Source organism: Nigerium massiliense, assembly GCF_000826085.1.
Lineage (GTDB): Bacteria > Actinomycetota > Actinomycetes > Propionibacteriales > Propionibacteriaceae > Propioniciclava > Propioniciclava massiliense.
The window spans coordinates 1210258-1236972 of the sequence record NZ_CCYM01000003.1 but is presented as its reverse complement, the minus strand read 5'-3'; the positions used below and the strand labels follow the sequence as shown (position 1 = coordinate 1236972).

Here is a 26715-nt window from a genome sequence, read left to right as displayed (position 1 = left end):
CGTGGAACTCCTCCAGGCGGCTCGGCCGGGACGCCCCGAGCGGACCGAGGTCGGCGGCGCCGGAGGCGAGCAGGTCTTCGGCGAGCCGCTCGCCGATGGCGGCGGGCGGCTCGGTGAGCGGACCGTCGTAGGACGCCGACGCGCTCGCCGTGCCGGCCGGGCTGAGCACGATGGCGCTGGCCCGGACGCCGGCCTCGTGGACGTGCGCCCGCACCCCGACGGGCGCGGCGCAGCCGGCGCCGAGCGCGGCGAGCACCGCGCGCTCGAGATCGGTCTCGGCGCGGGCGTGCTGGTCGTCGATGGCGGCGAGCGCCTCGCGGAGTTCGGCGTCGCCCTCGCGGCACTCGACGGCCAGCGCCCCCTGCGCGGCGGCGGGCAGGATGTCGAGGACGTCGGTGATCGCGTCCGCGCGGCCGAGACGGCGCAGGCCGGCGGCGGCGAGCACCACGGCGTCCAGATCGGCGGGTCCGACGCCGCCGCCGAGCGCGCGGGCGAGCCGGGTGCCCACATTGCCGCGGATCTCGACGACCTCGAGGTCGGGACGGCTCAGCTTCAGCTGGGCCGAGCGCCGCGGCGAGCCCGTGCCCACCTTCGCCCCGGCGGGCAGGTCGGCCAGGGTGCGACCGCGGCTGGCGCACAGGACGTCGTGGGTGTCCTCCCGGGGCGGGATCGCGGCGATCACGAGGCCGGGGTGCCCGGCGGTCGGCAGGTCTTTGAGGCTGTGGACGGCGATGTCGACCTCGCCGTCCAGGAGGGCGCCGCGCAGGGCGGCGGCGAACACGCCGGTGCCGCCGAGGTTGACCAGCGACCCCGTCTTGACGTCGCCGTGGGTGCGGACGGTCTTCAGTTCGACCTGGTGTCCGAGCGCCCGGAGGGCGTCCGCGACGTGGCCGGACTGGGTGAGCGCGAGCTCCGATCCGCGGGTTCCCAGGACGATCCTCATGCTCCAACCGTAGTCCCCGCGAGACGGTCGGCCGCCTCGGCTCCGTGGGGCAGGACGGCGGCGAGACCGGTGCCCGCGAACCAGGCGCCGGTGACCTCCAGGCCGGGCAACGCGGCGACCGCGTCCGCGAGCCGGGCGACCCGGGCGCGGTGGTCGGGCGTCTGCGGTGGCAGCGAGTTGAGGAACCGGATCGTGCGCTGCCCGCGCACCTGCGCGAACGTCAGCTCGACGCCGAGCAGTGTGGACGCGTCGCGGAGCGCCTGCGACAGCGTCGGTACCTGCGTGCCCGGCCCGCGGCCGTAGCTGACGCGCAACACGTGCAGCGGCTGGTCGCGCAGCACCCAGGGCCACTTGATCGAGTAGTGGGTCAGGGCCTTGGCCTTCACGGCTTCGTCCTCGGACGCCGACGGCGCGACCAGCAGGCCGGAACCGCGCGGCGCGGCGTCCAGCGCCGGGTTGGCGACGGCCAGGTCGACCGAGGCGAGGTCCGCGCCGGCGGGCAGTTCCCAGTCGCCGATCTCCAGCTCGGGGATGCCGCGCAGCAGCGTCAGGGCCTCGCGGCCGTCCAGGGCGACGACGAGGCGGTTCGTCCGCACGGTCGCGGGACGCCCGGACGCCCGGCCCATCAGGTGCGGCTCGGTGGCGCGCTCGGCGTTGTCGACGGTCACGGCCCACGCGTCACCGTCGCGGGCGATGCCGGTGACGACCATCCGCGTCCAGATCTCGCCGCCGCGCTCGGCGATGCGGCGCTCCAGCGCGACGGGCAACCGGAACAGCCCGCCGTCGACGGACGCGACGACGGCCCCGGCCGGCGCGGCGGCGCGCTGGGCGGCCGACGCCCGCACGAGCGAGCCCTCCTGCGCGAGGCGCTCGCGCAGGCCCGGCGTGACGACGTCGGGGGAGAGCCGGCGCGGGGAGGCGGAGTGGATGCCGCCGGCGATGGGGGAGACGAGCCGGTCGAGCACCTCGCGGCCGAGCCGGGTCTCGACGAGCGTGGCCAGGTCGGGGCTGTCGGCGCCGACCGCGCCGTCCATGGTGAGGTCCTCGCGGGCCCGCCGCAGGCCGTCGGACGAGAGCGCGGCGACCACCTCCGGATCGTCCAGGTCGGTGGGGATGCCGAGCGTGCCGCGGGGGATGCGGATCGCGCCATGCTCGGCCGACCACACCCACGAGCGGCCCTGGGGCTCGACGAGCGCGAGGCCGAGCTCGCCGCACAGGTCGAGCAGGGACCGGGAGCGCTTGGCGAACGACTCGGCACCGAGGTCGATGGCGACGCCGCCGACGTCGCCGCCGAAGACAAGGCCGCCGGTGCGGCCGCGGGCCTCCAGCAGCATCGGTTTCAGGCCGCGCTGGGCGAGGCGGTCGGCGGCGGCGAGCCCGGCCATGCCGCCGCCCACCACCAGAGCGTCGACGTCGACGCTCATGCCGTCGCCGGGAGACCGTGCACGAACTCGACGAGCCTGGTCAGCACGTCGGGGTCGGTGGTCGGGGGGACGCCGTGGCCCAGGTTGACGACGTGGCCGGGCGCTGCGTATCCCCGCTGGACGACGTCGCGGGCGTGTCTGGTGAGGGGCTTCCAGCCGGCCGCCAACATCGCGGGGTCGATGTTGCCCTGCAGCGGGGTGCGGCCGCCGAGGATCGTGTTCGCCTCGTCCAGCGGCGTGCGGTAGTCGACGCCGACGACGTCGGCTCCGGCGTCCCGCATGGCCGGCAGCAGGTGGCCGGTGCCCGTGCCGAAGTGGATCTTCGGGACGCCGGGGACGGCGTCGAGCACGGCGCGGCTGTACGGGGCGACATGGGCGACGTAGTCGTCCTCGCGCAGCGACCCGGCCCAGCTGTCGAAGAGCTGGACGGCCGAGACGCCCGCGTCGACCTGCGCGGCCAGGAACTGTCCGGAGATACGCGCGCACCACGACATCAGGGCGTCCCAGGACGTCGGGTGGCTGTGCATCAGGGCCCGGGCGGCGAGGTGGTCGCGGCTGGGGCGTCCTTCGACGAGGTAGGCGGCCAGGGTGAACGGGGCCCCGGCGAAGCCGATGACCGGCGTCCAGGAGGCGTCGCCGGACGGGGTGGACGCGAGCTCGGCAGTGATGAGGCGGATCGCGTCGCGGATCATCGAGGTGTCGCCGAGGTCGTGCGCCACGAGGTCGCGGACGTCCGCGGGCGACTTCACCGGGTCGTCGAGGACGGGGCCGACGCCGGGGGCGATGTCGACGCCGACGCCGGCCAGGCGCAGCGGGACCATGATGTCGGAGAAGAAGATCGCGGCGTCCACCTGGTGGCGGCGCACCGGCTGCAGTGTGATCTCCGCCGCCAGTTCGGGGTTAAGGCACGATTCGAGCATGCCGACGCCGGCGCGGGTCGTACGGTATTCCGGGAGTGACCTGCCGGCCTGCCGCATGAACCACACCGGCAGGAGCGACGGCCGCCGTCCGCTCAGCGCTTCGACAAGGGGAGGAACAATCTCGGTCACGCTGACGATTGTGCCTCAGATCGACACCGGGGGTTTAATGGGAGGCACTGTGGCACTTCACCTTTACTCCATGCATCACGAAGAGCACGGGCTGACTGCGGTCGAGCGCGTGGCTGCGGCGACCCCGGGCCTGGCCCACCGGCTGCTGCAGCGCACCGACCTCGTCTCCGGGGCCGTCGTGCTCGCGACCTGCAACCGCGTCGAGATCTACGTCGACGCCGTCACCGACGACCCCGCCCGCCTGGACGCGCACGTCCGCGCGGAGTTGGCCGCCGGCGACCCCGACGGCGACGTGCCATCCTGGCAGCGGCTCGACCTCACCACCCGCACGCACACCGAGGTGCTGTGGCACCTGTTCAGCGTCGGCGCCGGGCTGGACTCGATGGTGGTCGGGGAGCGCGAGATCGCCGGCCAGCTGCGCCGCGCGCTGAAGCAGGCCCGCGCCGAGAAGACCGCGACGTACCTGCTCGCCGAGAGCATCGAGCAGGCGCTGCGCACCTCCCGCAAGGTCGCGCACCTGACCAGCCTCGCCTCGACCGGACGTTCCGTGGTTTCGGTCGGCCTCGACATGCTGCGGCTCGAATGGCCGGGACGCCGCGTCCTGCTTCTCGGCACCGGCTCGTACGCCGGCGCCACGGTGGCCGCCCTGCGCGCCCGCGGCTGCGACGACATCGCGGTGCACTCCGGCAGCGGCCGCGCCGCCCGGTTCGCCGAGAGCCATGACGTGGCCGCGGTCGCCGGCTCGCTCCGCGACGCCCTGGTGGACGCCGACGTCGTCATCACCTGCCGCGGCGTCGGGACGCCCGTGCTGACCGTCCCGCTCGTCGCGGAGGCCATGGACCGGCGCGGCGGACGTCCGTTGACCGTGGTCGACCTGGCGCTCGCCCGCGACGTCGAGCCGGCCGTCGGGGACCTCGACGGCGTCACCCTGATCGACTTGGCGCTCATCCAGCGGCACGTGCCGGAGGCGTCCGTGCGCGAGGTCGAGCGCGCCCGCGAACTCGTCGCCTCGGGGGTCAACGACCTCATCGTCAAGCTGAAGGGACGTCAGATGGATCCCGCCGTCGTCGCGCTGCGCGACACCGTCAAGGCGATGGTCGCCGACGAGGTCTCCCGGCTGCCGCAAGGCCGGCCCGTCACCAGCGAGGAGGCCGAGCACGCGCTGCACCGCCTGGCCGCACGGCTGATCCACGTGCCGAGCGTGCGCGCCCGCAAGGCCGCCGAGGAGGACCGCGAGGACGTCTACCTGGCCGCCCTCTCCGAGGTGTACGGCATCGAGGCGGACGTCCGGCGCCCCGCAGGCGTCCGCGACATCGCGGACGGACGGCCCGGCCGCGACCCGCTGGTGGAAGTCGTCTCGCCGGACACGCTGGAGGAGGACGCCTGCCCGGTCACCGGGCTCGACCTCCGCGACCTCGGCGACGTCCGCCGCCGGAAGGCGGTCTGACGTGGGCGGCCTGGCTCCGTACGACGCCATCCTCGTCGCCTCGTACGGCGGGCCCGAGGGTCCCGACGACGTCCTGCCCTTCATGCGCAACGCGACGGGCGGGCGGGGCATCCCCGACGAGCGCCTCCTCGAGGTGTCCGGGCACTACCAGCGCTTCGGCGGCCGTTCGCCGATCAACGAGCGCAATGCGGAACTCATGGACGCCCTCGGCGCCGAGCTGCGCCACCGCGGCATCGACGTCCCGATCGTCATCGGCAACCGCAACTGGCACCCCTTCTTCACCGAGACGCTGCGCGACCTGGACGCCTCCGGCGCGAAGCGCGTCCTCGTGCTGATCACCGCCGCCTACAAGAGCTACTCCAGCTGCCGGCAGTACCGGGAGAACCTCGCCGCCGCGCTCGACGAGCTCGACTCGCCGATCTCGATCGACCGGGTCGGGCCCTACGCCGAGACCGAGGGGTTCGTCCGGGCGACCATCGCCAACGTCGAGGACGCCCTCGGTCTGTTCGGTGACGAGGTGCGCCCCGGCGTGCGGGTGCTGTTCGTGACGCACTCGATCCCCACCGCGATGAACGAGGGGACCGACCCCGATCCCGACGGGTCGTACGCCGCTCAGCATCAGCGGGTCGCCGAGCGCGTCGTCGCCGGTCTCACGCCGCGCCTCGGGTTCGAGCCCCGCTGGGAGATCGCCTACTGCTCCCGCTCGGGCGCGCCGCACATCCCGTGGTTGGAGCCCGACGTGAACGACCGGCTCGAGGAGCTGGCCGCCGACGGCGTCCGCGAGGTGATCACGGTGCCGTTCGGCTTCGTCAACGACCACATGGAGGTCGTCTACGACCTCGACACCGAGGCGAAGGCGACGGCCGACGGGCTGGGGCTGCACTACGTACGCGCGGCCACGGTCGGGACGCACCCGGCGTTCATCGCCGAGCTCGCCGACCGGGTCGAACAGCGCGCGGCGATCGCCCGCGGCGAGGTGCCGTTCGACGCCGCCGACCACCTGCTCTGCCCGCCCGACCACTGCCTGAGCCGACCCGGCGCGCCGACGCTCCCGGCCGTCTGCGAAGACGACCGCTGAGCCGGACGCGCCGACCCCTCGACACTCTCCCAACTGCGAAAGGAAGGCCATGAGCCACAACAAGGTTCCGGGCGCCCCGTTCAGCGGCGACCCGCGTGACACCTACGTCGCCCCCGAGGACGTCAACGCGTCTCCCCACTACCTGATGTACTCCGTCTTCGAGATGGACGTCCCGGCCCCCGAGAACGACGACGAGCGCGCCGCCTGGGCGACCGAGGCGATCGCCGCCATCGAGGACGCGGGCGTCACGATCCGCGGCTGGTACGACATCGCCGGCTTCCGCGCGGACGCCGACCTGATGGTCTGGATGCTCGCCGACGACCCCCGCAAGCTGCAGAACGCGTACCACGCGCTGCGTCGCTCCGAACTGGGGCTGCGCCTCGCGCCGGTGTGGTCGAACATGGGCGTGCACCGCGGGGCCGAGTTCAACAACGCGCACACCCCGTCCTGCTTCTCCGGGATCGCGCCGCGGCCGTGGCTGACGGTCTACCCGTTCGTCCGCAGCTACGAGTGGTACTACATGGACCCGGCCAAGCGCTCGCACATGCTGCGCACCCACGGCATGGCCGCCAAGGAGTACCCGGACGTGCTGGGCTCGACGACCTCGGCGTTCGCGCTGGGCGACTACGAGTGGCTGCTGGCCTTCGAGGCCGACGAGCTGCACCGGCTCACCGACGCGATGCGCGCCCAGCGCGCGGTCGAGGCCAGGCTGCACGTGCGCGAGGAGACGCCGTTCTTCACCGGTCCGCGCCTCGAGCTCGCCGAGTGGCTGGACGCCCAGCCGCGCCTGGACGTCGCCTGAGCTCATTGATCGGACGCCCCACGCGGGCTCGCTGGTTGCGGTCCTGCGCCTGACCTCCTGACCGGACGCCCACGCGGGCGGGCTGCGGTCCCGCGTCCGGCCGCTCGCTGTGGGGCGGCAGGGCTGTCGCCGGGGTCAGGACTGCCGGGTGCTCCCCGAACCGGACACGTCGGCCTGCCGCCGCTGCAAGGCTGACGAGCTGACGCCCGTGCGCGCGAGTTCCAGGTCGGCGAGGGCCGCGATGGCGGCGCCGTCGCCGGAGCGCCAGGCGGCGACGGGGTCGCTGCTGACGCGGCGCAGCTCGGTGACGGGCTGGTTGGCGAGCGCCCGCAGCGCGAGCAGGTCGGCGCCGTAGTCCTGGGCCATCAGCGCCTTGGTGGCGGCGGACGTGCGCGCGAAGCGGATTCGCCGCGGCAGCCACATGACGAGCAGCACCGCGACGGGCACCAGGAAGATCACCCAGCCCAGCACCGTGGCGGCGTGCTCGATGGTGGCGACCTGGCCGTCCGCCGACGCGATCACCGAGTCGATGTTGTGGCCTGCGGCGTCGAACGGTTCGCGAACGTCGCCGCCGACGTAGGGGATCTCGCCCATGCGGGCGGCGGCCCCGCCGACGTTGTCGCGCACCTGCCGCATCGCCGCGGCGACCTGCCGGCTCGGCTCGGCGATCGCGCGCACGGACGCGTCGACGCCGCGGCTGATGAACCACCAGGCGACGCCCCAGACGATGAAGAAAATGTCGGAGGCGATCTGGCGGACCAGCATCCACGACCGTCGGGCGTACAGGTTCATGCGACCTCCAGGCTCAGACGAGGAACCGGTAGAAGGGGCTGTCGGGGGAGACCACCTCGACGTTGATGGGGCTGGCGTTCAGGCGGGCGAGCAGATACGGGTAGTCGGACGGCTGGCCGATCTCGATGCCGACGAGGGCGGGGCCGAGTTCCCGGTTGGAGCGTTTCACGTACTCGAACCGGGTGATGTCGTCGTCGGGGCCCAGCACCTCGTCGAGGAAGCGGCGCAGGGCGCCGGGCTCCTGGGGGAAGTTCACCAGGAAGTAGTGCTTGCGTCCCTCGAACACGAGCGAGCGTTCGACGATCTCGGCGTACCGGCTGACGTCGTTGTTGCCGCCCGAGACGATCGCCACGACCTTCTCGCCGGCCGCGGGCGTGTACTGGCCGAGGACCGAACTGGCCAGCGCGCCCGCCGGCTCGGCGATGATGCCGTCGCTCTGGTAGAGGTCGAGCATCTCCGAGCAGATGCGCCCCTCCGGCACCGCGTACAGCTGGGGCCGGTGCAGCGCGGCGACCGCGTAGGTGAGGTCGCCGGCCCGGCTGACGGCCGCGCCGTCGACGAACGTGTCGATGTTGGGCAACTGCCGCGGGCCGCCCGACTGCAGCGCCGCGGCCAGGCACGCCGCACCGGCCGGCTCGACCCCGATGACGCGGGTGGAAGGGTATCGCTCACCCAGCCAGGTCAGGCAGCCCGCGAGCAGGCCGCCGCCGCCGACCGGGACGAGCAGCGTGTCGGGAGCGAAGCCCAGCTGCTCCACGATCTCGTGGGCCACCGTTCCCTGCCCGGCGATCGTGCGGGCGTCGTCGAAGGCCGAGACGATGGTCGCGCCCGAGCGGGCCGCGGCCTCTTTCGCCGCCGTGGCGGCGTCGTCGTAGGTGTTGCCGACGACCACGAGCTCGACGAAGTCGCCGCCCAGGTGCCGCATGCGGTCGCGCTTTTGCCGAGGCGTGGTGCCGGGCACGTAGATCTGTCCGCGGATGCCGAGCTGGGCGCACGCGAGCGCGACGCCCTGCCCATGGTTGCCCGCGGACGCCGCGATGACCCCGGCGGCGCGCTCGTCGTCGTCGAGCTGCGCGATGAAGTTGTAGGCGCCGCGGATCTTGTACGACCGGACGGGCTGCAGGTCTTCGCGCTTGAGCCAGACGTGGGCGCCCGTTCGCCCCGACAGTCGGTCGTTCGGCTCCAGCGGGGTGGTGCGGACGACCCCACCGACACGAGCGGCGGCGTCGTCGATCGTGGCGGCGGTGATCTTGTTGGTGGCGGCGTTCGTGAGGGTCACCGGGCCATTCTGCCCCGTCGAGCGAGGGGGGTCACGGTCGTCTCCTCGGCGACGTCGGCCATGTCGGGGTCGGGCCGGACGAGCTCGTCGGCCTCGGGCAGCCGACCCTGGACGCCGTCGGGTGCGGTCTCCTCGTCGGCGGCCGGCTCGCGTCCGATGAGCGGGACGGCGCGGGCGGCGTCCTCGACGAGCTCGGGCGCGGTGACGCCGCGGGCCTGCTCCTCGCTCGGGTTGAGCGCCAGCAACTCCTGATCGGACACGTTGAGGTCGCGGAACCGGCGCGCCGTGACCAGGACGCGGGACTCCAGCGAGCCCAGCGTGGTGTTGTAGGCCTTCACCGTCGAGTTCAGCGAGCGGCCGATCTTGTCGAAGTGGCCGCCCATGATGCCGAGCCGGTCGTACAGCTCGCGGCCCAGCTTGAACACCTCGGCGGCGGACTCAGCCAGCGCCGCCTGCTTCCAGCCGTAGCCGATGGCGCGCAGCATCGCGATGAGCGTGGTGGGGGTGGCGACGACCACGTTCTTGCGGGCCGCGTAGTCGTGCAGGTCGGGGATCTGCGCGAGCGCCTCGGCGCCGAGCGCCTCGTTCGGCATGAACAGGACGACGAACTCGGGCGTGCCGGGGTCGGCCTTCCAGTACGACTTGGCCGAGAGCTGGTCGACGTGCCCGCGGACGTTCTTGGCGAACAGCGCCCGGAAGCGCGCACGCTCGGCGTCCGTGTCGGCCTCTTCGGCGTCCAGGAACGCCGAGAGCGGCACCTTGGAGTCGACGTAGACGAACTTGCCGCCGCCGAGCATCACCTTCATGTCGGGGCGGATCACCGCGTCCGTGCTCGTCGTGGTGGTCTCCTGCTGCGTGAAGTCGCAGTGCTCGAGCATGCCGCTGACCTCGACGACGCGCTTGAGTTGCATCTCGCCCCACGCCCCGCGGACCTGCGGCTTGCGCAGCGCCGTGGAGAGCGCGGACGTCTCCTTGCGCAGCTGCTCGCCGGTGAGCTGCACCGCGCGCACCTGGCCGGCGAGCTCGGCGCTCATCTTCACCCGGGCCTGCTCCACCTCGTTGAGGCGGCTGTTGAACTGGGCGAGGCTCTCGCGGATGGGCGTCATCAGCTGCTCGGTGGCCTGCAGCCGGTGCGCCGCGGTCTCGTCGGCCTTGCGGGACTGCGCGTCGAGCGTCTCGGTGGACAGCGTCTTGAACTGATTCACCAAGCTCTCGCGGTCGGCCGCCAGCTCCTGCGCGCGGGCCGTCGCCAGGTCGCGCGCCGCGAGCGCGGCGCTCACTTCGGCCTGCAGCCCGGCCACGCGGGCCAGCGCGTCGGCGGTCTCCGACCGCGCCTCGGCGGCCAGCTGCCGCTCGTGCGACACGTCGCCGGCCATCTCCGCCGCCCGCGTGCGGGCATCGGCGGCCCGCGTCTCGGCCTCGGCCAGATCGGCCCGCGCCGCGGACGCCTCCGAGCGGGCGGCCGCCGCCTCACCGCGGGCCTGCGCCTCTTCGCTGCGCAGCCGCTCGAGCAGCGCCCGCTCGTCGGCGGCCTGAGCGCGCTGATTCGCCCGCGTCACCAGCCACGTGACGAGGGCGCCGAGCACCAGCCCGACGAGGGTTGCGACCACCAGGGGGACGACCGTTCCATCCATGGCTTCGATCTTGCCGCCCGCCTCTGACATTTTTCCCACCAACTCACCCGACTGAGGAAACTGGTCACCCGGGCGACGTTCGGCTGGCGCTGGGCTCGACCCCGGTGCGGCAGACTGTGGCCATGAACGCCGCCGAACACCTGCGCGACCTGGCCGACTTCGTCGTCGCGTCGCCGTCGTCCTTCCACGCCGCCCGCGAGGTCGCCGCGCGTCTGGACGCCGCCGGCTACGCCGCCCAGCGCGAGGAGGACGCCTGGAGCGACATTCCCGGCGGCCACTACGTGGTGCGCGACGGGGCGATCGTGGCCTGGTGGGTGCCGGAGTCGCTCTCGGAGAACCCCGGCTTCCGCATCGTCGGCGCGCACACGGACTCCCCGTCGTTCAAGCTGAAGCCCGAGCCGACGTCCGAGAGGGTCGGCTGGCAGCAGGCGGGCATGGAGGTCTACGGCGGCCCGCTGCTCAACTCCTGGCTCGACCGCGAGTTCGGCCTGGCCGGACGCGTCGTCACCCGCGACGGCGCCGAGCGACTCGTCAAGACGGACGCCTGGCTGCGCATCCCGCAGGTGGCGCCACACCTCGACCGGTCGGTCAACGACAACCTGCACCTCGACCCGCAGCAGCACCTCATGCCGGTCTTCGGCGTGGGGCACCCGGGCGCGGACCTGCTCGACCTCGTTGCGGACGCCGCTGGCGTCACGGCCGCCGACATCGCCGGGCACGACCTGTACGCCTACGTCACGCAGCCCCCGGCGCTTTTCGGCCCGACGGAGGAGTTCCTGGCGTCCTCGCGGCTGGACAACCTCTCGTCGGTGCACGCGGGGCTCACCGCGCTGCTGGCGGCAGACGAGTGCGAGGACGTCACGGTGCTGGCATGCTTCGACCACGAGGAGGTCGGGTCGGCGTCCCGCTCCGGCGCCGGGGGTCCGCTGCTCGAGCAGGTGCTGCAGCGCACCGCCGGGTCGCTCGGCCTCACCGGGGACGCCTACCACCGCATGCTCGCGCGGTCGTCCTGCATCTCCGCGGACGCCGGCCACGCCGTCCACCCGAACTACGTCGGCCTGCACGACCCCGACCACCGGCCGGTCCTCAACGCCGGTCCGCTGCTGAAGCTGAACGCCAAGCTGCGCTACACCTCGGACGCCGTCTCGTCGGCGCTGTGGCGGCGGGTCTGCGCCGAGGCGGACGTCCCGACGCAGAACTTCGTCAGCAATAACGCCGTGCCGTGCGGGTCGACCATCGGCCCGATCACCGCCGAGCGGCTCGGCATCGTGTGCGTGGACGTGGGCGTTCCGCTGCTCAGCATGCACTCCGCGCGGGAGATGTGTGGGGCGCTGGATCCCGCCTGGCTCGCGGACGCCCTGGCCGCGTACTTCGCCGGGGCTTGAGCCGGGCTGGCTCGACGGGACGCCGCGGCGTCCTAGAATGGTCTCTCGTGGCTCTCACCATCGGAATCGTCGGACTCCCCAACGCGGGCAAGTCCACCCTGTTCAACGCCCTGACCCGCAACGAGGTGCTCGCGGCGAACTACCCGTTCGCCACCATCGAGCCGAACGTGGGGGTGGTCGGCGTGCCGGACGAGCGGCTGCCGCGCCTGACCGCGATGTACGACTCGGCGAAGACCATCCCCGCGACGGTCAGCTTCGTCGACATCGCCGGCATCGTGAAGGGCGCCAGCCAGGGCGAGGGCATGGGCAACGCGTTCCTGGCGAACATCCGCGAGGCGGACGCCATCTGCCAGGTCACCCGGGTCTTCGAGGACGAGGACGTGACCCACGTCGACGGCGCGGTCAACCCGGCCAGCGACATCGACACCATCACCACCGAGCTGATCCTCGCCGACCTGCAGACGCTGGAGAAGGCGATGCCGCGCCTGGAGAAGGAGGCGCGCATCAAGAAGGAGTCCCGCCCCAAGTACGAGGCGTGGGAAGAGGCGTACCGAGTGCTCGGCGAGGGCAAGGGCGTCCACGCGGCCGGGCTCGACAAGGAGCCGCTGCGCGACCTGTTCCTGCTCACGGCGAAGCCGTTCATCTACGTGTTCAACTGCGACCAGGACGAGCTGGCCGACGAGGATCTGAAGAAGCGGATGGCCGAGGTCGTCGCGCCCGCCGAGGCGATCTTCTTGGACGCGAAGTTCGAGTCCGAGCTGGTCGAGATGGAGGAGGACGAGGCGCGTGAGTTCCTCGCCGAGATGGGCGTGGACGAGCCCGGCCTCGACAAGCTGGCGCGCGTCGGCTACGAGACCCTGGGGCTGCAGAGCTTCCTGACGGCGGGGCCGAAGGAGTCCCGCGCGTGGACGATCCGCCAGGGCGCCACCGCCCCCGAGGCGGCCGGCGTGATCCACACCGACTTCCAGAAGGGCTTCATCAAGGCCGAGGTGATCAGCTTCGACGAGCTGATGGAGTACGGCTCCGAAGCCGAAGCGAAGGCCCACGGGAAGATGCGCCTGGAGGGTAAGGACTACGTGATGCAGGACGGTGACGTGGTCGAGTTCCGGTTCAACGCATGAGACCAGATCGTCGGCGTGACCCGGTAGCCGCTTCTTGGCCTCAGTGATTGCATAGGTGCAATCAATCCAGGAGGTGGCCGCCATGTCGTCTCTCGTCGTCCGTGGCCTCGATGAGTCGGTCAAAGCCCGTCTTGCTGCTCAGGCGAAGGAGCATGGTCGTTCCATGGAGGCCGAGGTTCGCGCCATCCTGACCAAGGCAGCGACTCGTCCTAACATCGGTCTTGCACTCCTGCACGCGGGTCAGTCGGTTGGCGGGATCGAGGACCTCCCGATTCCCGAGCGGTCTGACCGTGCGCGTGCGACGGACTTCTCGTGATCGTTCTCGACACGAACGTTGTCTCTGAGGTGCTCAGGCCACGTCCAGACGCCTATGTCGTGGCGTGGTTGGAGGCGGTGACCGATGATGTGGCCATCACCGCCGTCACCTTGGCTGAGCTACTGGCTGGGCTCCGTCGCCTGCCAGACGGCCGCCGGAAATCTGATCTCACCGGGCGGGTCGAGAGTGCGATTCGCCCATATCGTGACACTGGCGCGATCCTCTCTTTCGATGCCCTGGCCGCCCCCCCGGCTATGCCGACATTCTCGCTTCGCGAGAAGCCGCGGGCCTGCCGATCGCCACAGGGGATGCGCAGATCGCGGCAATCTGTCGAGTCCGAGACGCCGTGTGCGCGACGCGCAACACCAAGGACTTCATTGAAACCGGTACTCATGTAGTCGATCCGTGGGGTTTCAACAACTGACGATCATGGTCCCGTCGCCTTGCGCTGCCGACCCGTGGAGTCGAGCGGCGACGTGAGCCGTGACAGATCTGCACTTCGATGGTGCACAACGGCTCTGGCCGCGCAGTCGTGGGCATCGAACGCACGAAAAGTCACGGCGTCAGCGGCCCCGCTTGGACCGCGGCGTGCGCTGGAGCGGTTGCCGCCCGTGGGGCTTGGCCGGCGTGGGCTTGTTGCCCGACTTCGCGCGTTCGGACTGCGTACGCGAGCTCTGGGCCGTGCGCCCGCGCACCACGCCCACGAACTCGTCGAGCAGCGGGTTCTCGTCGTCGACCCGCCACGCCAGGGCGATGGGGGAGGGCTCGGCATCGGTCACCGGCCGGTACGTCAGATCGCGCCGGCTTGCGCCGCGGGCGATCGACATCGGCACCAGCAGCACCGCCCCGGCCAGCACCCGGTCAAGGGCGATCGCATCGAGCTCGTGCAGCACGGTCTCGTCGGCGAGGTCCGCCAGCGTCACCTCGTCCGAACCGCTCGACGCCGACCAGGTCGGCGCGCTGCTCGCCGACCCGCCGGAGTGGCTGGAGCACGAGCGTGAGGTGCACCGCAGGGTCATCGCGGAGGCCGAGCGGGTCAAGGCGCAGAAGTCCCGCTGACGCTCCCGCGCGCGCTCAGTAGGGGTGCTCGCCCTTGATGACGAAGAACGTGCCGCGGATGGTGCCGGCCAGCTTCGACTTCTGGCGCGCGAACTTGAACGAGTCCAACTCCTCGGGAACGTCCATGCCCTCGCACAGCTTGAACCCCACGGCACGCTTCCCGCCGTCGGCGACGGTCCACAGCACGTTCAGCGCCAGCCCCGACCCGTAGAAGACATGCACCCAGTGGATGCCGTCCACGTCGTTGACGCTCACCTCGAGCGGCTTCGCGGCGATCACGATGTCGCGCTCTGCGAGGATCCTCTCCACCCAGGCGAGGACCTCCGGCTCGTCGGCGGCCGGCGCGACCTCGAACACGTGCTTGTACTTCGTGTCGAAGTAGCGGGCCTCGTTCGCGCGCAGGCCGGCGAGCGCCTCCGCGTGCGGGGAGGACTCGACGCCCTCGGTGGAGACGTCCTTGAAGTCAACGGGTGTGCCCATTGGAGCGGCTACTCCCCGGTTCGTGGTCAACGGTTGACGTGGGTCGGGGGTGCGTGAGGTTGATGCTACTCCACGAAACGCTAAGGTGAGGCTCGCCTAACTTCAGGAGGAGTCTCGATGGTCGAAGCCGCCACCCGTGTACCCACCCACCTGGTCCTCGACGAACACCGAGTGCCGGACCGGCCCCGCAAGGTGTTGCCCCTGGTCACGTCGCTCTACGTGACCCAGTACTTGGGAGTCGGCTTCATCTACGTCGGCCTCACCGCCATGTTGCGCCAGCGCGGCGTGGCGCTGGAGAGCCTTGCCGCCGTCGGCCTCGCCGGCATCGTGTGGGCGCTCAAGCCGCTGTGGGCGCCACTCATCGACCGCTTCGGCCGCACGCGCCACGGCCACTACCGGACGTGGCTCCTCGCTCTGCAACCCCTGCTGGCCGTGGCTGGGCTCCTGCTCATCATCCTCCCCGAACCGGAACGCAACCTTGGGTTCCTGGGAGTCGCCATCGCCGCGTACACCTTCGCCAGCGCCACCCAAGACATCGCCGCCGACGGGCTCACGGCCCGGGCCGTCGACGACACCACCCGCCCGCTGGCCAACGGCATCGCGAACGCCGCGCAGTGGCTCGGCAACGTGCTCGGCGGCGGTGTCATCGTGCTGGTCTACGACGCCTTCGGCTGGGTGCCCGCCATGGTCACCCTCACCGCGCTCTGCCTCCTGCCGCTGCCGCTGGTGTTGCGCCACCGCGAAGCGGTCCCCGACACGCCCGCGCCGAGCCTCGCCTCGGCGTACGCCGCGCTCGTCCGCGTGTTCCGTCGGGGCGAGGTCCTCGGGTGGGGCCTGGTCGTCATGCCGCTGTTCCTCGCCGGCACCACGGCCGCGTACGGCCTGCTGAGCCCGGCCCTCACCGACGCCGGATGGGGACTCGACCGCCTCGGCTGGGTGCTGGGCATGTTCCTCGCCGCGCCGGCGGCGCTCGCCTCGCTCGCCGTCGGCCCCTGCCTGACACGGTTCGGGCGGACCCGCTGCCTGCTGGCCACCGGACTCCTCGATGCCGCCGCCACGATGGCGCTCCTCCCGCTGGCCCGCGGCGCGGCGCCGCTGGTCGGGACCATCGTCGTGCTCAGCGTGTTCGTCGCCGCAATGGCAGCCGCGAGCACCGTCGTGTACTCCGTGAACATGTCGCTGTGCCGCCCCGGCTCGGAGGCGACCGACTTCACCGTCCTCGCCGCCGTCGCGATGGTCGCCAGCTACCTCTTCGGCGCCGCACTGATGTACGCGGCCGGCTCCCTCGGCTACCCCACGGTCATCGCGGCGTGCTCGGGCCTTGCCCTGGTGGGCACCGCCGTCGCCGTCGCGCACGCCCGTCGCGGCGAGAGGGGTGCCGCGTGACCACCATCACCGTCACGCAGGAGTGCGGGCCGCTCCGCGTGGAAGTCGTTCGCAGCGTGCGCGTCTCACCCCACGTGCAGCGCGTCACCTTCGCCGGCGCGGACCTCGACCGACTGCACTGGCGCGGCTTCGACCAGTGGGTACGCCTGTTCCTGCCCTCCGACGACCCGGCGAGCCTCGACCACGTGCCCCAACGGCTCACCCGCGGGACGTACGTGAAGATGCGCGCCCTCCCGGCGCGGCGACGCCCGAGCGTCCGCAGTTACACCCTCCGGTCCTGGCGTCCGGAGGTCCGCGAGCTCGACGTCGACTTCGTGGTGCACGGCGAGTCCGGCGTGGCGGGGCCCTGGTCGGTCAGCGCCCGTCCGGGGGACCGCGCGGTGATGCTCGACCAGGGCTGTGGCTGGACCGCTCCCGACGCGGGATGGATCCTCCTCGTCGCCGATGAGACGGGCATGCCCGCGGTCCTGGGGATCCTGCGCGACCTCCCGCGCACCGTGCGGGGGGTGGCCCTCATCGAGGTTCCCGACCTCGCGGATGCGCAGCAGGTCGACCATCCGGAGGGGATCTCGGTCGAGTGGCTGGTGCGCGGGGCCGATCAACCGCCGGGCCGTCCGGTCCTGGCCGAGCTGGCCCTGCGGGATCTTCCGGCCGCCGACCGGCACGCCTTCGCGGTGGGGGAGTCGGGCCTGGCCACGGGCGTACGCCGCCACCTGGTGCGTGACCGCGGCTGGGGCCGGGGCGATGTGACCTTCTGCGGCTACTGGAAACGCTGATCGGTCAGGTCAGCGAACACCGCCTCGTTGGCCCCGAACGCCGCCACGGCCTCGGCGAGCACGCGGTCGAGCGCGTCGCCGACCGGGAGCGCGTCGAGCTTCGCCCGGTACGCATCCTTGTACGGCTTGGGCCGACCGAGGTCGCCGAAGTCGTAGAAGGACACACCCTCGGTCAGCCCGTAGTGCCGACCGAGCATGGTCGCGATGACCTGTCCCCCGGAGAGGTCACCGAGGTAGCGCACGTAGTGATGCGCCACGAGCGCCGGGGCGTCGGCCGCCTCGATCCGGGCCACGTAGGCGGCCGTGGCGGGCAGTGCCTCGACGGTGGCCGGGTCGACGCCGAGCTCACGCAGGTCGGACTCCAGACGGGCAACGCGTTCCAGGCCCGGGTCCGCGATCGGCGCCAGCTCGGGGGCCTGCGCGTGGGAGCGCACGGCGGCCTCGAGGGCGCGGTACACGTGCAGCAGCTGCCCGGTCAGTGCCACGAACGCCGCGACGGACGCGCGGCCCTCGAGCAGGTCGGCCATGAAAGGAGAGTGCTCGGCCCGCTTGTGGGCCCGGTCGGTGGCCGTACGCAGGGCCTCGCTCAGTGGCGCATCGTTGCTCATGGGGCAAGGACGCATTCTTGGCGGTCTTGTGGGACCGTCCGATCGGACCGTTCTCGCGTCAGCCTGCGTACACCTGGCGGGCGAAGCCCTCGGCCACCGTCCGGCACGAGCGCGCGAGCTCGTCATCGACCTGGCGCATGCGGTCCAGCATCGCCGTGTTCCAGCCGCCGTGCTTCACGTGCCACCAGTGCTGCATGAGCTCCGGCGAGGCTTCGGGATGGAACTGCACGCCGAGCGCCGAGCCGAGCCGGAACGCCTGGTTGCCGTACGCCTCGCTGCGCGCCAGCTCGACCGCACCCTCCGGCAGGCGAGTGACCGCGTCGTAGTGGGACATCCGCACCGGGCCGTCGCCCAGCGCCACCATGCCGCCGAGGACGGGATCGTCGGCCGCGTCGGCGGTCCACTCCAGGCGGACCGGCCCCTCCTCGAGGCCCCGCGGGTCGGCGACGGTGACCTCGCCGCCCAGGGCATCGGCGAGCACCTGGTGGCCGAGGCAGATCCCCAGCACGGGGACGTCCATGCCCTGCGCGTCGGCCAGGAGGTCCTTGACGCGCGGGAGCCACGGGTGGCGGTCTTCGGCGAGTGCATCCATGCGACCGCCGAGCATGACGACACCGTCGCCGATCGTCTCCAGGTTCGGCACGTCCTTGGTCCGCAGGTCGATGACGGTCATGCGCAGGCCGTCCTCGACGAAGCCGCAGGGGTGCGCTTCGAGGTCTGGCTGCCAGGTGCAGCACCACCCATCCACCGCCCCTGCTGCGTGCTCTTCAGAGAGGGAACGAGCGCAGCGAGCGACCGGGGAGGGGGCTCGGGGGCCCGGCGGGCCCCCGAGCGTCCCAAGGTCCACTCACCATCCCCGCAGGAGCACGGTCAGGGAGGGCTTCGGAGGTTGGGAGTGACGTTTGTGACGTTTAGAACCTAAAGTCGCTACCGACGCGCGCGCGTGAGGAAGTTAGGGACTGAAACGTCACAAACGTCACTCCTTCTGTAAAACCCCTAGTCGTCGTCAAGAGCTGGGTGTCAGCCGTTGTACTCGATCGGAGCGTAGGTGTCCGTGCGGAGCGGGGTCACGTTGGCCGCCATCTGCTGGGCCTGCTGCGGCGTGAGGCGGTCGCGCGGATCCACCCACGCCAAGCCCTTGCGCACCGCACCGCGGTTCGTCTTGACGACGCCGAAGCCCAGGCGGTCCAGGGCCTCGCCGAACTTCTTGCGGCCAAGCATCTGGTCGGAGTGCACGCCCTCGGCCGACGCCCACCCCTCGTAACGGCTGAACAGCTCGCTGGTGGTGTCGCCGCCGGTGGAGACCTCCTCGCACTCCTCCTCGACGAAGCGCAGCACATCGTCCTGCGACTGGGCGTACTCGGTGGTGGCCACCCTGACGGCCTCGGGCTCGTCGAGACCGCGCTCCCAGTATTCGCGCAGCCCGGCAACGAGGAGCGCCAGGACGGCCTCAGGATTGGCCTGGATCTTCTGCTTCAGCTCCGGGTCGCGGTCCTCCTTCGGGATGACCACGTCGAACTTGGCGACCAGCGCCCGCTCCCACACGGCGGGGTCGTCCGGCGGCAGCTTGGGCAGGAAGTTCGAGACGTAGAGCAACGAGTGGCTCGGCGTGAACTCGAAGAAGTTCTCGTGCAGGAACCGGGCCTTGATCGGATCGCCGCCGGTCAGGCGCTTCATCAGCGCCGGCGCGAACCGCGCGCCCTCCTCGGTCTCCGACAGCACCGCCAGCCGCACGCCGCGGAGGTCGGCCAGGGAAGGGCTCGGCCCGTTGGCGTTGGACTTCGCCCGCTCGAGCAGCCCCTCGGCGCCCGTGGTGGCGTAGTCGCCCATCGCGTGCATGACGCACTCGTACAGGACGCCCTTGCCGTTCCGGCCGGCGCCGGTGGCGAACACGAGCTTGTGCTCCAGCACCTCACCCACGAGCCCCAGGCCGAGGTAGCGCATCAGGAAGTCGCGCACCTCCACGTCGGGCAGTGAGGTGTCCAGGTACTTCTGCCAGACCTCAGAGACGGCGGTGGGGTCGTAAGCAGCGCGCGTCACCTTGGTGTGGAACTCGCCGGGGTCGTGCGGACGCAGCTCGCCGGAGCGCAGGTCCAGGATGCCGTTGGCGCAGTTCAGCGAGTACGGATCGGCGTCGAGCTCGTCGATCCCCACGGCGATGCCAGGCATGGCAGCGCCCAGCGTCAGCACGCTCTTGACGCCGTTGGCCTTCTGCACCGACAGCAGAGCGCGCGTCTGAGCCTTGTCCCCGAGCGCATCGGGCGAGAGCCGCCGCACGGTCTTCAGCACAGCCCGCGTCGCCCGCTTGTCCTTGGCATCGGGCGCCCAGCGGCGGTCGTCCCAGTAGAACCAGCCCGCACCGGCGACATGGATCAGTCGGTCGATCTGGTCGGCCGCGAACTCCATCGCGATCCATGCGTGCTCCTGGTGCTGGGCTCCGAAAGCTCGGAGGGCGACCGCACGCGGGTCCGGTCCGCTGCCACGAGGGGGCACAGCTCCCGGGGGCGGCACCGAACTGGTAGCATTGAAGGTGTCCTGAGCAGGGACAAGATCTTGGCTGACCGCCGCCTCGGCCTGCACGTCGGGGCGGCTTTCTTCTGCACTCATGAGATCACGCTCCAGCCAGGACGTCGCGGAGCTTGTGAATCTGCTCGGTGCTCAGCGGGGGAGCGACGGCCAGCATCCGGGCGATAGCGACGTCGACCGCGTCGTCGGTGGGACGTGCCGGAGTCAGCAGGGCGTCGAGGTCTCGCCGACGCACCTTGATGCGAGCGCCCATCTTGACGGCGGGTAGCTTGCCCTGGGCGATGTACTTGCGCAGCGTGGAGTACGCGGCATAGCCGTCGGCAACGGCTTCCTGGAGGGTGAGGAACCCTGAATCGGGCATGGTGAAGCGAACCTTCGTACGAAGTTGTTCGCCGCACCGCAGTTTCCGTGGTCCGCTGCGGGGACTTCCCAGTCCGTCATGCTGGGCTCTCGACCCGGGAGCCGGGAAGAGTTCGATTCACCCTTGTAGGCGGGCGATCCGGTCGGCAGGCGCGTACAACGTCCACCTCAATGCCAATGGTATTCCTCATCGCCACGCAGTAGCAAGCCTGAGCGCTCCGTGCCGCCCAATGCTGAGGTGCTACGCAGACTGCAATCCGCTACGAAACGCGGTCGAGTTCAGGACAGGGCTTACGTCTGGGGGCAAGAAGTGATCAGGGACGCCCACGACGCGAACGAGACGACGAAACCGAACGATTTCGAGCTAGAACACCTCCGCGCGGCGTTGCCGGAGTACTTCGACAAGGACGGCGAGTTCAGGCTCGATCGCCTACAAGAGGCGCTGAGTTCCGCGGACGTGTCGATGACGCGCGAAGGCTACGAGCTCAAGTTCTTGGGGAAGTCGTACGCCAAGTACCTGGCCTCGACTAGGACCCAGACGGTGGTGGTTCCCGATGTCGAACACAATGCTTCGGCCGTAAACGCGGATTCCGAGAACCTGTAAATCGTCGGGGGATAACCTCGATGCACTCAAGCATCTGGTGGGGTCGTACGCGGGCAAGGTCAAGTGCATCGACATCGATCCGCCGTACAACACGGGGCCCGATGGCTTCGTCTATGCCGACGACTTCGGCTTCACGCCAAAGGATCTGGTCGAGAGGGTGGTTCTTGGCGAGGATGAAGCCGAGAGGGTGCTAGGACTCCAAGGCAGGTCATCGCACTTAGCGTGGCTCACATTTATGTATCCACGACTGGAGCTCGCGAAGGAACTACTTGCGTAGGATGGCGTCATCTTCATAAGTATCGATGATAACGAGCAGGCCAACCTTAAGATCCTCTGTGACCAAATCTTCGGCGAGCAGAATTTCATCGCTGGATTCATCGTCGTGGGTTCAAGGGGGGGTGGGCTTGCGAAGCAAGCTGTCATTGGACATGATTACCTCCCCGCCTATTGCCGAAACGTCGAGGAGTTCAGTCCATTGGGTCGCCCCAAAGATATCCGTGGCTCAGTAGTCTCGATGCCGCTGGGCCTGCGGTGAATCCAGCTCCATGTGCTCAGGGAGCACGCTCAGCACTGTGGCCATGCAGACATCCTGCGGGAGCAGGTTCTCGCTCGCCGGTGGACCGCCTACGGACTCAGCCCGTAGGCGCCCCGCAGTGACCGCCCTGGGTGTGCAATCTTCGCTGCGTCGCGACAAACGCGCGAATATGCTGCACACCGAGCGGAGGACTTGTGCCGTTGACAGTGGGATGAGCGCACCTGCGCTCTTATCCACCACCGCAACTAGGCAGCCTTGGATTTGTAGCGCATCGCGAGCTCCATGGACTTTTACCGCCCCTCGATGGCGGAACTTCGCGCAACAGCCGCCCTGCCATCCCATACCGCTACCGGTCTATCGAACGATGCGATCCTCACCGAGATCGAGGCCGGTCGATTGAAACCCGAGTGGTCATGCATCGCCACCAGCGATGATGGCGACTTGATCGGGCGGCCATGTGGTGGGGGCGTGATACCCATGAACCCATTGCGCTCGACATCTGGGATGTCGCGCCTGGTGCCCCAGAGCCGACCCGGGTTCCCTCCGGACTACTCACGCACGGCCGCGTCCTCGTGGAAGCACGAATGGGCACGCTCTGCTGCCCCACACCCTCCGGGTGCCGGTCGGGTACAGAGACCGGCCAGAGGTCGCGGAATACGTCCAGCTCAAGATGCAGGTCGCGATCGCCAACGGACTGGGCCGCGCGAATGAGCGACGGCAGTTCTAATTGGATGAGGGCGGAATGGTGCCCCCCGACCCAGCCCGACGCGGTTCACTCCGGCGAGCAACGAGGTGTTCACGCGGCTGTTCGCTGATGCCGCGGCGGGATCACTGGACGTGATGACGGCACGCGAGTTGGAGCAGACCACCGCCGCGGACCTGGCCCGTGACGAGGTCGCTTACTACCTCTCCTGCCCAGGAGAACGTTCGTGGTGGCGCGTCGCACAGACTCACGATGGCGAGATCGTCGGGCTGGCTATCCCCTCCGCCACCCCGACCAACCGAAACGTGGGGTACCTAGCCGTGCCAGCACAGCACCGCGGCCACGGTTACGTAGACGAGATCCTTGAGTACATCACCCGATTCCATATCGGGGATGGAGCTCGACGAATTACCGCGACCACAGATGCGGTCAATACCCCGATGGCGGCGGCGTTCGACCGGGCCGGTTACAAGCTGGTCGAGGTGCGCATCGACCTGGAGCCGTCCCAGATGCACTGACCTGCGACGACGGCACCCGCCAGCGGGCGAGGACTATTCTTCGCAGACCCCGCTGATCATCCGGTTCGGCGAAGAGTTCGCCCCGTGTCCTGCGAAATGTTCGATGCCTCTCGACAGGCGATCAGCAGGCCAAGAACCTCGAGCTCGCGGTGGGCTAGCCCGTGCAGGTCCTCGCAGGTGAGAGCACGACGACCAGGCTCAGGTGGCGGGGAGCGTCTTGAGGCATGCCCAGAGCCATGACGCGCAGGTAGCCGCCGGGTTCGGTTGGCGCGGGCAGCAGGAACGAGGTCTGCGGCCCGCCGAGCATCGCGTGGGGCCGCGGCCAGTACTGGCGAGCGGGGGCGTAAGGCGGGGTGGTCGGGCAGTCCGGGCAGGGCCAAGACGTCTCGTGACCGGCTGGACCCTGACCTCATTCCCCAGCATCAGCAATTCCCCAGCATCAGCACCGACCTGCGCAACGCCGGCGTGAACGTGGCAGACCAAGAGACCAAGAGGCGGCCCGAGACGGGAACCTGACCACCAGCCGCTCACACGATGACCTCTGCCTTGTGTTCCACCGTGGTGGTAATGTCCAACCCACCGGCGCCGGAAACTGCTCGTGAGCAGCCCGGTACGCCACATGGCGCAGACGGGGCTGACTACCAGCTCGACACCCGGCACCTCGGTACCCGCCACCCTCCTCTAAACCAGCACCGGTCGAGGACGCGCCGGCCCTTCAAGGATCTCAGCCCACGTCCCACCTCAGGACAACCAGAAGGAAGTGATCGCGGATGCGACGGATAACGCTGCCGAGCGGGGAGTCCATCGCTGTGCTGGGCCAGGGCACCTGGGGCTGGGGTGAGGACCCCGGCCGCCGCGGCGACGAGGTCGCCGCGCTGCACGCCGGCCTCGAGCTGGGCATGACGCTGGTCGACACCGCCGAGATGTACGCCGACGGCGGCGCGGAGGAGGTGGTCGGTGAAGCATTGGCGGGTCGCCGCGACGAGGCGTTCGTGGTCAGCAAGGTCATGCCGTCCCACGCCTCCCGTTCCGGCACGATCGCGGCCTGCGAACGCAGCCTGAAACGCCTGGGCACCGATCGGATCGACCTCTACCTGCTGCACTGGCAGGGCAGGTACCCGCTGCAGGACACCGTCTCAACCTTCCAACAGCTCGTCGAGGACGGGAAAATCCGATACTGGGGCGTCAGCAACTTCGACCACCAGGCCCTCGCCGACCTGCAGGACGTGCCGGGCAGCAGCGGGCTGGCCACGGATCAGGTGCTGTACAACCTGTCGCGGCGAGGACCGGAGTACGACCTCCTGCCGTGGTGCGCCGACCACCAGCTGCCGGTCATGGCGTACTCGCCGATCGAGCAGGGCCGCATCCTTCACGACACGACGCTGAACGACGTCGCGGTCCGTCACAGCGTCAGCCCCGCGGCGGCGGCCCTCGCCTGGGTGCTGCGCCGCGACTCGCTCTGTACGATCCCCAAGGCGAGCAGCCCGCAGCACGTGCGAGACAACGCCACAGCACTGGACGTGGAGCTGACCCGCGAAGACCTGGATGCTCTGGACCGTGCGTTCCCGCCCCCGAGCGGACCGCGACCACTGGAAATGCTGTGACCCTGCCCCAGGGCGCAGCCCGGTCGTTCCGGGCAGCGCTCCGGACAGCGCGGCAGCACCGTCGGTGAGGGGTGGGAGTTGCCGGGCTTGAAAGGGGATGATTTCGCGGATGTCAGAGAACTCTGAGCCGGGCAGCGAGTCCGGCGCGCGGGACATCGGCAGCGGGTCGGTGGGCGACCTAGAGCTGTTCTTCGACCTGGTGTTCGTGTGGGCGATGGCGCAGCTGACCGAGCTGGTGCGGGACGACGTTTCGTGGCGGGGTTTCGGTCATGGTGTGCTCGGCCTGCTGGCGGTGTGGTGGGCCTGGGTCTGCTACACGTGGCTCACCAACACCTTCACCACGAATCGGGTGGTATTTCGCTGCTTGGTCATCGCCGCCATGGCTGCGATGCTGCTGGCCGCAAGCGCACTCCCGACCGCGTTCAGCACCGGAGCCCTCGTCTTCGGGCTTGCCCTGCTCACCATCCGCGTCATCCACCTGGTCTTGTTCGTCGTGGCCGCCTCCCACGACGAAGAACACCTCCGTGCAGGCCTCCTGCGGCTGGTCCCGAGCCTGCTCATCGCACCCGTCCTGATCGCCGTCGCCGCCGCCTTCCAATCCCCCTACCGAGAGCTGCTCTGGATCGGTGCAGCCATCATCGACTTCGGCGGACCCCTGGTCGCCGGAGTCGAGGTTTTCCGGGTGGTGCCCTCCTACTTCGTCGAGCGCCACGGCAACATCATCATCATCGCGCTCGGTGAAGCCGTCGTCGGGCTGGGCACCGGGGCCAGCGAGCACCTGCAGCAACCGGTCGTGCTCGCCGCCGCCGTCCTCGGAGTCCTGATCGCCGCCTCGCTGTGGTGGACCTACTTCGGTCTGACCGCCGGCGCCGAGCAACGCCTCAAAGACGCCGACGGGCCCGAACGCGCCCGACTGGCCCGCGACGCCTACAGCTACCTTCACCTTCCCCTGGTCGCCGGGGTCGCCTTCTTCGGCTTCGGCGCCAGCGCGGCGCTCGAGCACGTGTCCGACCCCTTACCGCTGCTGCCGGCGATCGCCCTCAGTGGCGGGGTGGGCCTGTTCTACGCGGCCGATGCCGCCTACCGATGGCGCGATCACCATCAGCTCGTGCCGGACCGCCTCATCACGGCGGCCGCATCCCTGCTCATCATCCCGCCAGCACTGACCATGCCCGCATGGTCAGTGTTGACGGCTCTCACCGCGGTCGGCGCCCTGCGCCTGACGTGGGAACTCGTGCGACGGCCGCGGATCGGCCCCGCCGCCGCCGGCCAAGTCCACTGAGGCCGGAACGCCTAGGGCGTGTCTGACCATGAATCCAGGGGTCGGCTGGCACCCTCGAAGACATGTCCGCAGTTCCCGACTCGCTGAAGCTCGAGGGTGCCCGCTTTGTCGGCAGGAGCCTGCGGGGGGCTCAGTTCATCGACTCCGACCTCTCCCACGTCAGGGCGCGCGGCGTGATGCTCGACGGCGCGGACTTCGACTCCCCGTGGCTGCTCGATGGCGAGGGGTCTCTGATCGTCAACGGCGTCGACGTCGCCCCGCTCGTGGAGGTCGAGCTGAACCGGCGGTTCCCCGGCCGGGCGCAGCGGCGCGCCGAGGACGCCGAGGGACTGCGCGGGGCCTGGGGCGCGGTAGAAGCCTCCTGGCGCCAGGCGACCGACCGCGCATCGGCGCTCCCGGACGGCGCAGTCGACGTCTCGGTCGAGGGAGAGTGGTCCTTCTCCCAGACCCTGCGCCACCTCGTCTTCGCGACCGACGCCTGGCTGAGCCGGGGGATCCAGGGCGCCGAGGAGCCGTTCCACCCGCTCGGCCAGCCCCGCGCGGGTGCGGAGGACGATGGCGTCGACCTCGCCTTCTTCGCATCCACGCCCCCGCCCTACGAGCAGGTGCTCGCGGTGCGGTCCGAGCGCCTGGCCCAGGTCCGCGAGTTCCTGGCGTCCGTGGACGACGCCGGACTGGACGAGGAACGCCGCCACCCGTGGAGCCCCGAGTATCCGGAGACGGTGCGTTCGTGCCTCCACGTGATCCTCGAGGAGGAGTGGGAGCACCTGCGCTACGCCCTGCGCGACCTGGACGCCCTCGACGACGCCGCGGCCCAGGGGCGCTGAACCACCACGGTCGTCGCCGCATCATTCCCTGCACGGGGAATGGGACTGTGGAAGGGCACGGATGCGGCGGTCTCGCGAGATCTACGAGTGGGCGCTCCAGTCGTTCGACCTCGTGAAGATCTGCTCCATCAGGGTGGGCAGTGCCGACCAGGGCGATGCAGACCAGTCGTTGACGCG

At 70.4% G+C, this 26715-nt stretch carries 26 protein-coding genes and 1 pseudogene; 15 read left to right on the top strand and 12 right to left on the bottom strand.

The genetic code is table 11. The annotated features are described in order from the left end of the window. Positions 1–16: 16 nt before the first annotated feature. The 3 genes and pseudogenes from hemC to hemE form a co-directional block, all read right to left on the bottom strand. A pseudogene (hemC, locus tag BN1187_RS14930) lies at positions 17–943 on the bottom strand (hydroxymethylbilane synthase); the annotation flags it as partial. After that, complete coding sequence (locus BN1187_RS12185; RefSeq protein WP_040162080.1) at positions 940–2367, bottom strand: protoporphyrinogen/coproporphyrinogen oxidase; 1428 nt, start codon at positions 2365–2367, stop codon at positions 940–942. The gene BN1187_RS12185 and the pseudogene hemC, both read right to left, overlap by 4 nt. Further along, positions 2364–3425: a uroporphyrinogen decarboxylase gene (hemE, locus tag BN1187_RS12180; protein ID WP_072042067.1), complete on the bottom strand. Its 1062-nt coding sequence runs from the start codon at positions 3423–3425 to the stop codon at positions 2364–2366. Before hemE ends, BN1187_RS12185 begins: the two co-directional genes overlap by 4 nt. Before the next feature lie 61 nt (positions 3426–3486). On the opposite strand from hemE, the gene BN1187_RS12175 reads away from it, so the two are divergent. The 3 genes from BN1187_RS12175 to hemQ are packed head-to-tail and all read left to right on the top strand — an operon-like array spanning position 3487 to position 6743. Continuing rightward, a complete protein-coding gene (locus BN1187_RS12175; protein ID WP_052462663.1) occupies positions 3487–4863 on the top strand; it encodes a glutamyl-tRNA reductase in 1377 nt (458 codons plus the stop codon). Between the two features lies 1 nt (position 4864). After that, complete coding sequence (gene hemH / locus BN1187_RS14730; RefSeq protein ID WP_040162075.1) at positions 4865–5941, top strand: ferrochelatase; 1077 nt, start codon at positions 4865–4867, stop codon at positions 5939–5941. 49 nt (positions 5942–5990) lie between these two features. Continuing rightward, a complete protein-coding gene (hemQ, locus tag BN1187_RS14725) occupies positions 5991–6743 on the top strand; it encodes a hydrogen peroxide-dependent heme synthase (RefSeq protein ID WP_040162073.1) in 753 nt (250 codons plus the stop codon). A 135-nt stretch (positions 6744–6878) separates the two neighbouring features. Here the strand turns inward: hemQ and BN1187_RS12165 are convergent, their stop codons facing one another. From BN1187_RS12165 to rmuC, 3 genes are read right to left on the bottom strand one after another with little or no spacing between them, the layout of a single operon-like run. After that, on the bottom strand, positions 6879–7535 hold the full coding sequence (locus tag BN1187_RS12165) for a hypothetical protein (RefSeq protein WP_052462662.1): 657 nt from the start codon (positions 7533–7535) through the stop codon (positions 6879–6881). Between the two features lie 13 nt (positions 7536–7548). Next, positions 7549–8814 (bottom strand): threonine ammonia-lyase IlvA, encoded by a 1266-nt coding sequence (gene ilvA, locus BN1187_RS12160; protein WP_218184654.1) that lies wholly within the window; start codon positions 8812–8814, stop codon positions 7549–7551. Continuing rightward, positions 8811–10448, bottom strand: coding sequence for a DNA recombination protein RmuC (gene rmuC, locus BN1187_RS12155; protein WP_052462793.1), 1638 nt, complete (start codon positions 10446–10448; stop codon positions 8811–8813). Before rmuC ends, ilvA begins: the two co-directional genes overlap by 4 nt. A 122-nt stretch (positions 10449–10570) precedes the next feature. Between rmuC and BN1187_RS12150 the strand changes: the two genes are divergently transcribed. From BN1187_RS12150 to BN1187_RS15250, 4 genes are all read left to right on the top strand, one after another. Beyond that, entirely contained in the window at positions 10571–11833 is a 1263-nt protein-coding gene (locus tag BN1187_RS12150) for a M18 family aminopeptidase (protein ID WP_040162070.1), read from the top strand. 47 nt (positions 11834–11880) lie between these two features. Beyond that, entirely contained in the window at positions 11881–12954 is a 1074-nt protein-coding gene (gene ychF / locus BN1187_RS12145) for a redox-regulated ATPase YchF (protein ID WP_040162068.1), read from the top strand. Positions 12955–13036: 82 nt separating this feature from the next. Next, positions 13037–13270: a FitA-like ribbon-helix-helix domain-containing protein gene (locus tag BN1187_RS12140; protein WP_040163242.1), complete on the top strand. Its 234-nt coding sequence runs from the start codon at positions 13037–13039 to the stop codon at positions 13268–13270. Then, positions 13267–13668: a PIN domain-containing protein gene (locus BN1187_RS15250; protein ID WP_218184653.1), complete on the top strand. Its 402-nt coding sequence runs from the start codon at positions 13267–13269 to the stop codon at positions 13666–13668. The genes BN1187_RS12140 and BN1187_RS15250 overlap by 4 nt, the downstream gene beginning before the upstream one ends. Positions 13669–13833: 165 nt before the next feature. On the opposite strand, the gene BN1187_RS14390 is transcribed toward BN1187_RS15250, so the two are convergent. Both BN1187_RS14390 and BN1187_RS12120 read right to left on the bottom strand, forming a co-directional pair. Beyond that, the gene (locus BN1187_RS14390; protein ID WP_157754777.1) at positions 13834–14289 is read right to left on the bottom strand and encodes a type 2 periplasmic-binding domain-containing protein; all 456 of its coding nucleotides are present in this window, start codon (positions 14287–14289) and stop codon (positions 13834–13836) included. A gap of 55 nt (positions 14290–14344) precedes the next feature. Continuing rightward, positions 14345–14809: a hypothetical protein gene (locus BN1187_RS12120; protein WP_040162064.1), complete on the bottom strand. Its 465-nt coding sequence runs from the start codon at positions 14807–14809 to the stop codon at positions 14345–14347. Positions 14810–14926: 117 nt separating this feature from the next. Here BN1187_RS12120 and BN1187_RS12115 point away from each other — a divergent pair, with 117 nt between their 5' ends. Both BN1187_RS12115 and BN1187_RS14385 read left to right on the top strand, forming a co-directional pair. Then, positions 14927–16195: an MFS transporter gene (locus tag BN1187_RS12115; protein ID WP_072042064.1), complete on the top strand. Its 1269-nt coding sequence runs from the start codon at positions 14927–14929 to the stop codon at positions 16193–16195. Then, positions 16192–16971 carry a siderophore-interacting protein gene (locus tag BN1187_RS14385; protein ID WP_052462660.1) on the top strand — a complete coding sequence of 260 codons (780 nt, stop codon included), beginning with the start codon at positions 16192–16194 and terminating at the stop codon, positions 16969–16971. The genes BN1187_RS12115 and BN1187_RS14385 overlap by 4 nt, the downstream gene beginning before the upstream one ends. On the opposite strand, the gene BN1187_RS12105 is transcribed toward BN1187_RS14385, so the two are convergent. The 4 genes from BN1187_RS12105 to BN1187_RS12090 all read right to left on the bottom strand — a co-directional run bounded on the left by BN1187_RS12105 (position 16956) and on the right by BN1187_RS12090 (position 20466). After that, complete coding sequence (locus BN1187_RS12105) at positions 16956–17579, bottom strand: biliverdin-producing heme oxygenase (RefSeq protein ID WP_097677340.1); 624 nt, start codon at positions 17577–17579, stop codon at positions 16956–16958. The genes BN1187_RS14385 and BN1187_RS12105 overlap by 16 nt on opposite strands. A 58-nt stretch (positions 17580–17637) precedes the next feature. Further along, complete coding sequence (locus BN1187_RS12100) at positions 17638–18327, bottom strand: type 1 glutamine amidotransferase (RefSeq protein ID WP_147675117.1); 690 nt, start codon at positions 18325–18327, stop codon at positions 17638–17640. A 272-nt stretch (positions 18328–18599) separates the two neighbouring features. Beyond that, positions 18600–19985 carry a DNA primase family protein gene (locus BN1187_RS12095; RefSeq protein WP_052462657.1) on the bottom strand — a complete coding sequence of 462 codons (1386 nt, stop codon included), beginning with the start codon at positions 19983–19985 and terminating at the stop codon, positions 18600–18602. Between the two features lie 205 nt (positions 19986–20190). Next, positions 20191–20466, bottom strand: a complete 276-nt coding sequence (locus BN1187_RS12090; RefSeq protein ID WP_040162062.1) for a helix-turn-helix domain-containing protein — start codon at positions 20464–20466, stop codon at positions 20191–20193. Positions 20467–20775: 309 nt separating this feature from the next. On the opposite strand from BN1187_RS12090, the gene BN1187_RS14720 reads away from it, so the two are divergent. From BN1187_RS14720 to BN1187_RS12060, 6 genes are all read left to right on the top strand, one after another. Next, positions 20776–21069 (top strand): hypothetical protein, encoded by a 294-nt coding sequence (locus BN1187_RS14720; protein ID WP_218184652.1) that lies wholly within the window; start codon positions 20776–20778, stop codon positions 21067–21069. 535 nt (positions 21070–21604) lie between these two features. Then, positions 21605–21712: a mycothiol transferase gene (locus BN1187_RS15145; protein ID WP_315969077.1), complete on the top strand. Its 108-nt coding sequence runs from the start codon at positions 21605–21607 to the stop codon at positions 21710–21712. Positions 21713–22396: 684 nt separating this feature from the next. After that, positions 22397–22825 carry a GNAT family N-acetyltransferase gene (locus tag BN1187_RS12075; RefSeq protein WP_052462656.1) on the top strand — a complete coding sequence of 143 codons (429 nt, stop codon included), beginning with the start codon at positions 22397–22399 and terminating at the stop codon, positions 22823–22825. Positions 22826–23595: 770 nt separating this feature from the next. After that, positions 23596–24429 (top strand): aldo/keto reductase, encoded by an 834-nt coding sequence (locus BN1187_RS12070; protein ID WP_040162059.1) that lies wholly within the window; start codon positions 23596–23598, stop codon positions 24427–24429. A gap of 109 nt (positions 24430–24538) precedes the next feature. Next, the gene (locus tag BN1187_RS12065) at positions 24539–25711 is read left to right on the top strand and encodes a low temperature requirement protein A (RefSeq protein WP_040162057.1); all 1173 of its coding nucleotides are present in this window, start codon (positions 24539–24541) and stop codon (positions 25709–25711) included. Between the two features lie 62 nt (positions 25712–25773). Continuing rightward, complete coding sequence (locus tag BN1187_RS12060) at positions 25774–26538, top strand: DinB family protein (RefSeq protein ID WP_040162052.1); 765 nt, start codon at positions 25774–25776, stop codon at positions 26536–26538. Positions 26539–26715: the final 177 nt, after the last annotated feature.

What these genes read in the sequence shown, in the direction of transcription:
- BN1187_RS12065 (WP_040162057.1), top strand. Translation starts at nt 24,539, where the DNA reads ATGTCAGAGAACTCTGAGCCGGGCAGCGAGTCCGGCGCGCGGGACATC.
- BN1187_RS12175 (WP_052462663.1), top strand. Translation starts at nt 3,487, where the DNA reads ATGCATCACGAAGAGCACGGGCTGACTGCGGTCGAGCGCGTGGCTGCG.
- BN1187_RS12060 (WP_040162052.1), top strand. Translation starts at nt 25,774, where the DNA reads ATGTCCGCAGTTCCCGACTCGCTGAAGCTCGAGGGTGCCCGCTTTGTC.
- BN1187_RS12150 (WP_040162070.1), top strand. Translation starts at nt 10,571, where the DNA reads ATGAACGCCGCCGAACACCTGCGCGACCTGGCCGACTTCGTCGTCGCG.
- rmuC (WP_052462793.1), bottom strand. Translation starts at nt 10,448, where the DNA reads ATGGATGGAACGGTCGTCCCCCTGGTGGTCGCAACCCTCGTCGGGCTG.
- BN1187_RS12140 (WP_040163242.1), top strand. Translation starts at nt 13,037, where the DNA reads ATGTCGTCTCTCGTCGTCCGTGGCCTCGATGAGTCGGTCAAAGCCCGT.
- BN1187_RS12165 (WP_052462662.1), bottom strand. Translation starts at nt 7,535, where the DNA reads ATGAACCTGTACGCCCGACGGTCGTGGATGCTGGTCCGCCAGATCGCC.
- BN1187_RS12120 (WP_040162064.1), bottom strand. Translation starts at nt 14,809, where the DNA reads ATGGGCACACCCGTTGACTTCAAGGACGTCTCCACCGAGGGCGTCGAG.
- BN1187_RS12090 (WP_040162062.1), bottom strand. Translation starts at nt 20,466, where the DNA reads ATGCCCGATTCAGGGTTCCTCACCCTCCAGGAAGCCGTTGCCGACGGC.
- BN1187_RS12105 (WP_097677340.1), bottom strand. Translation starts at nt 17,579, where the DNA reads ATGAGCAACGATGCGCCACTGAGCGAGGCCCTGCGTACGGCCACCGAC.
- BN1187_RS12070 (WP_040162059.1), top strand. Translation starts at nt 23,596, where the DNA reads ATGCGACGGATAACGCTGCCGAGCGGGGAGTCCATCGCTGTGCTGGGC.
- BN1187_RS12115 (WP_072042064.1), top strand. Translation starts at nt 14,927, where the DNA reads ATGGTCGAAGCCGCCACCCGTGTACCCACCCACCTGGTCCTCGACGAA.
- BN1187_RS12095 (WP_052462657.1), bottom strand. Translation starts at nt 19,985, where the DNA reads ATGGAGTTCGCGGCCGACCAGATCGACCGACTGATCCATGTCGCCGGT.
- BN1187_RS12185 (WP_040162080.1), bottom strand. Translation starts at nt 2,367, where the DNA reads ATGAGCGTCGACGTCGACGCTCTGGTGGTGGGCGGCGGCATGGCCGGG.
- BN1187_RS14390 (WP_157754777.1), bottom strand. Translation starts at nt 14,289, where the DNA reads ATGACCCTGCGGTGCACCTCACGCTCGTGCTCCAGCCACTCCGGCGGG.
- hemQ (WP_040162073.1), top strand. Translation starts at nt 5,991, where the DNA reads ATGAGCCACAACAAGGTTCCGGGCGCCCCGTTCAGCGGCGACCCGCGT.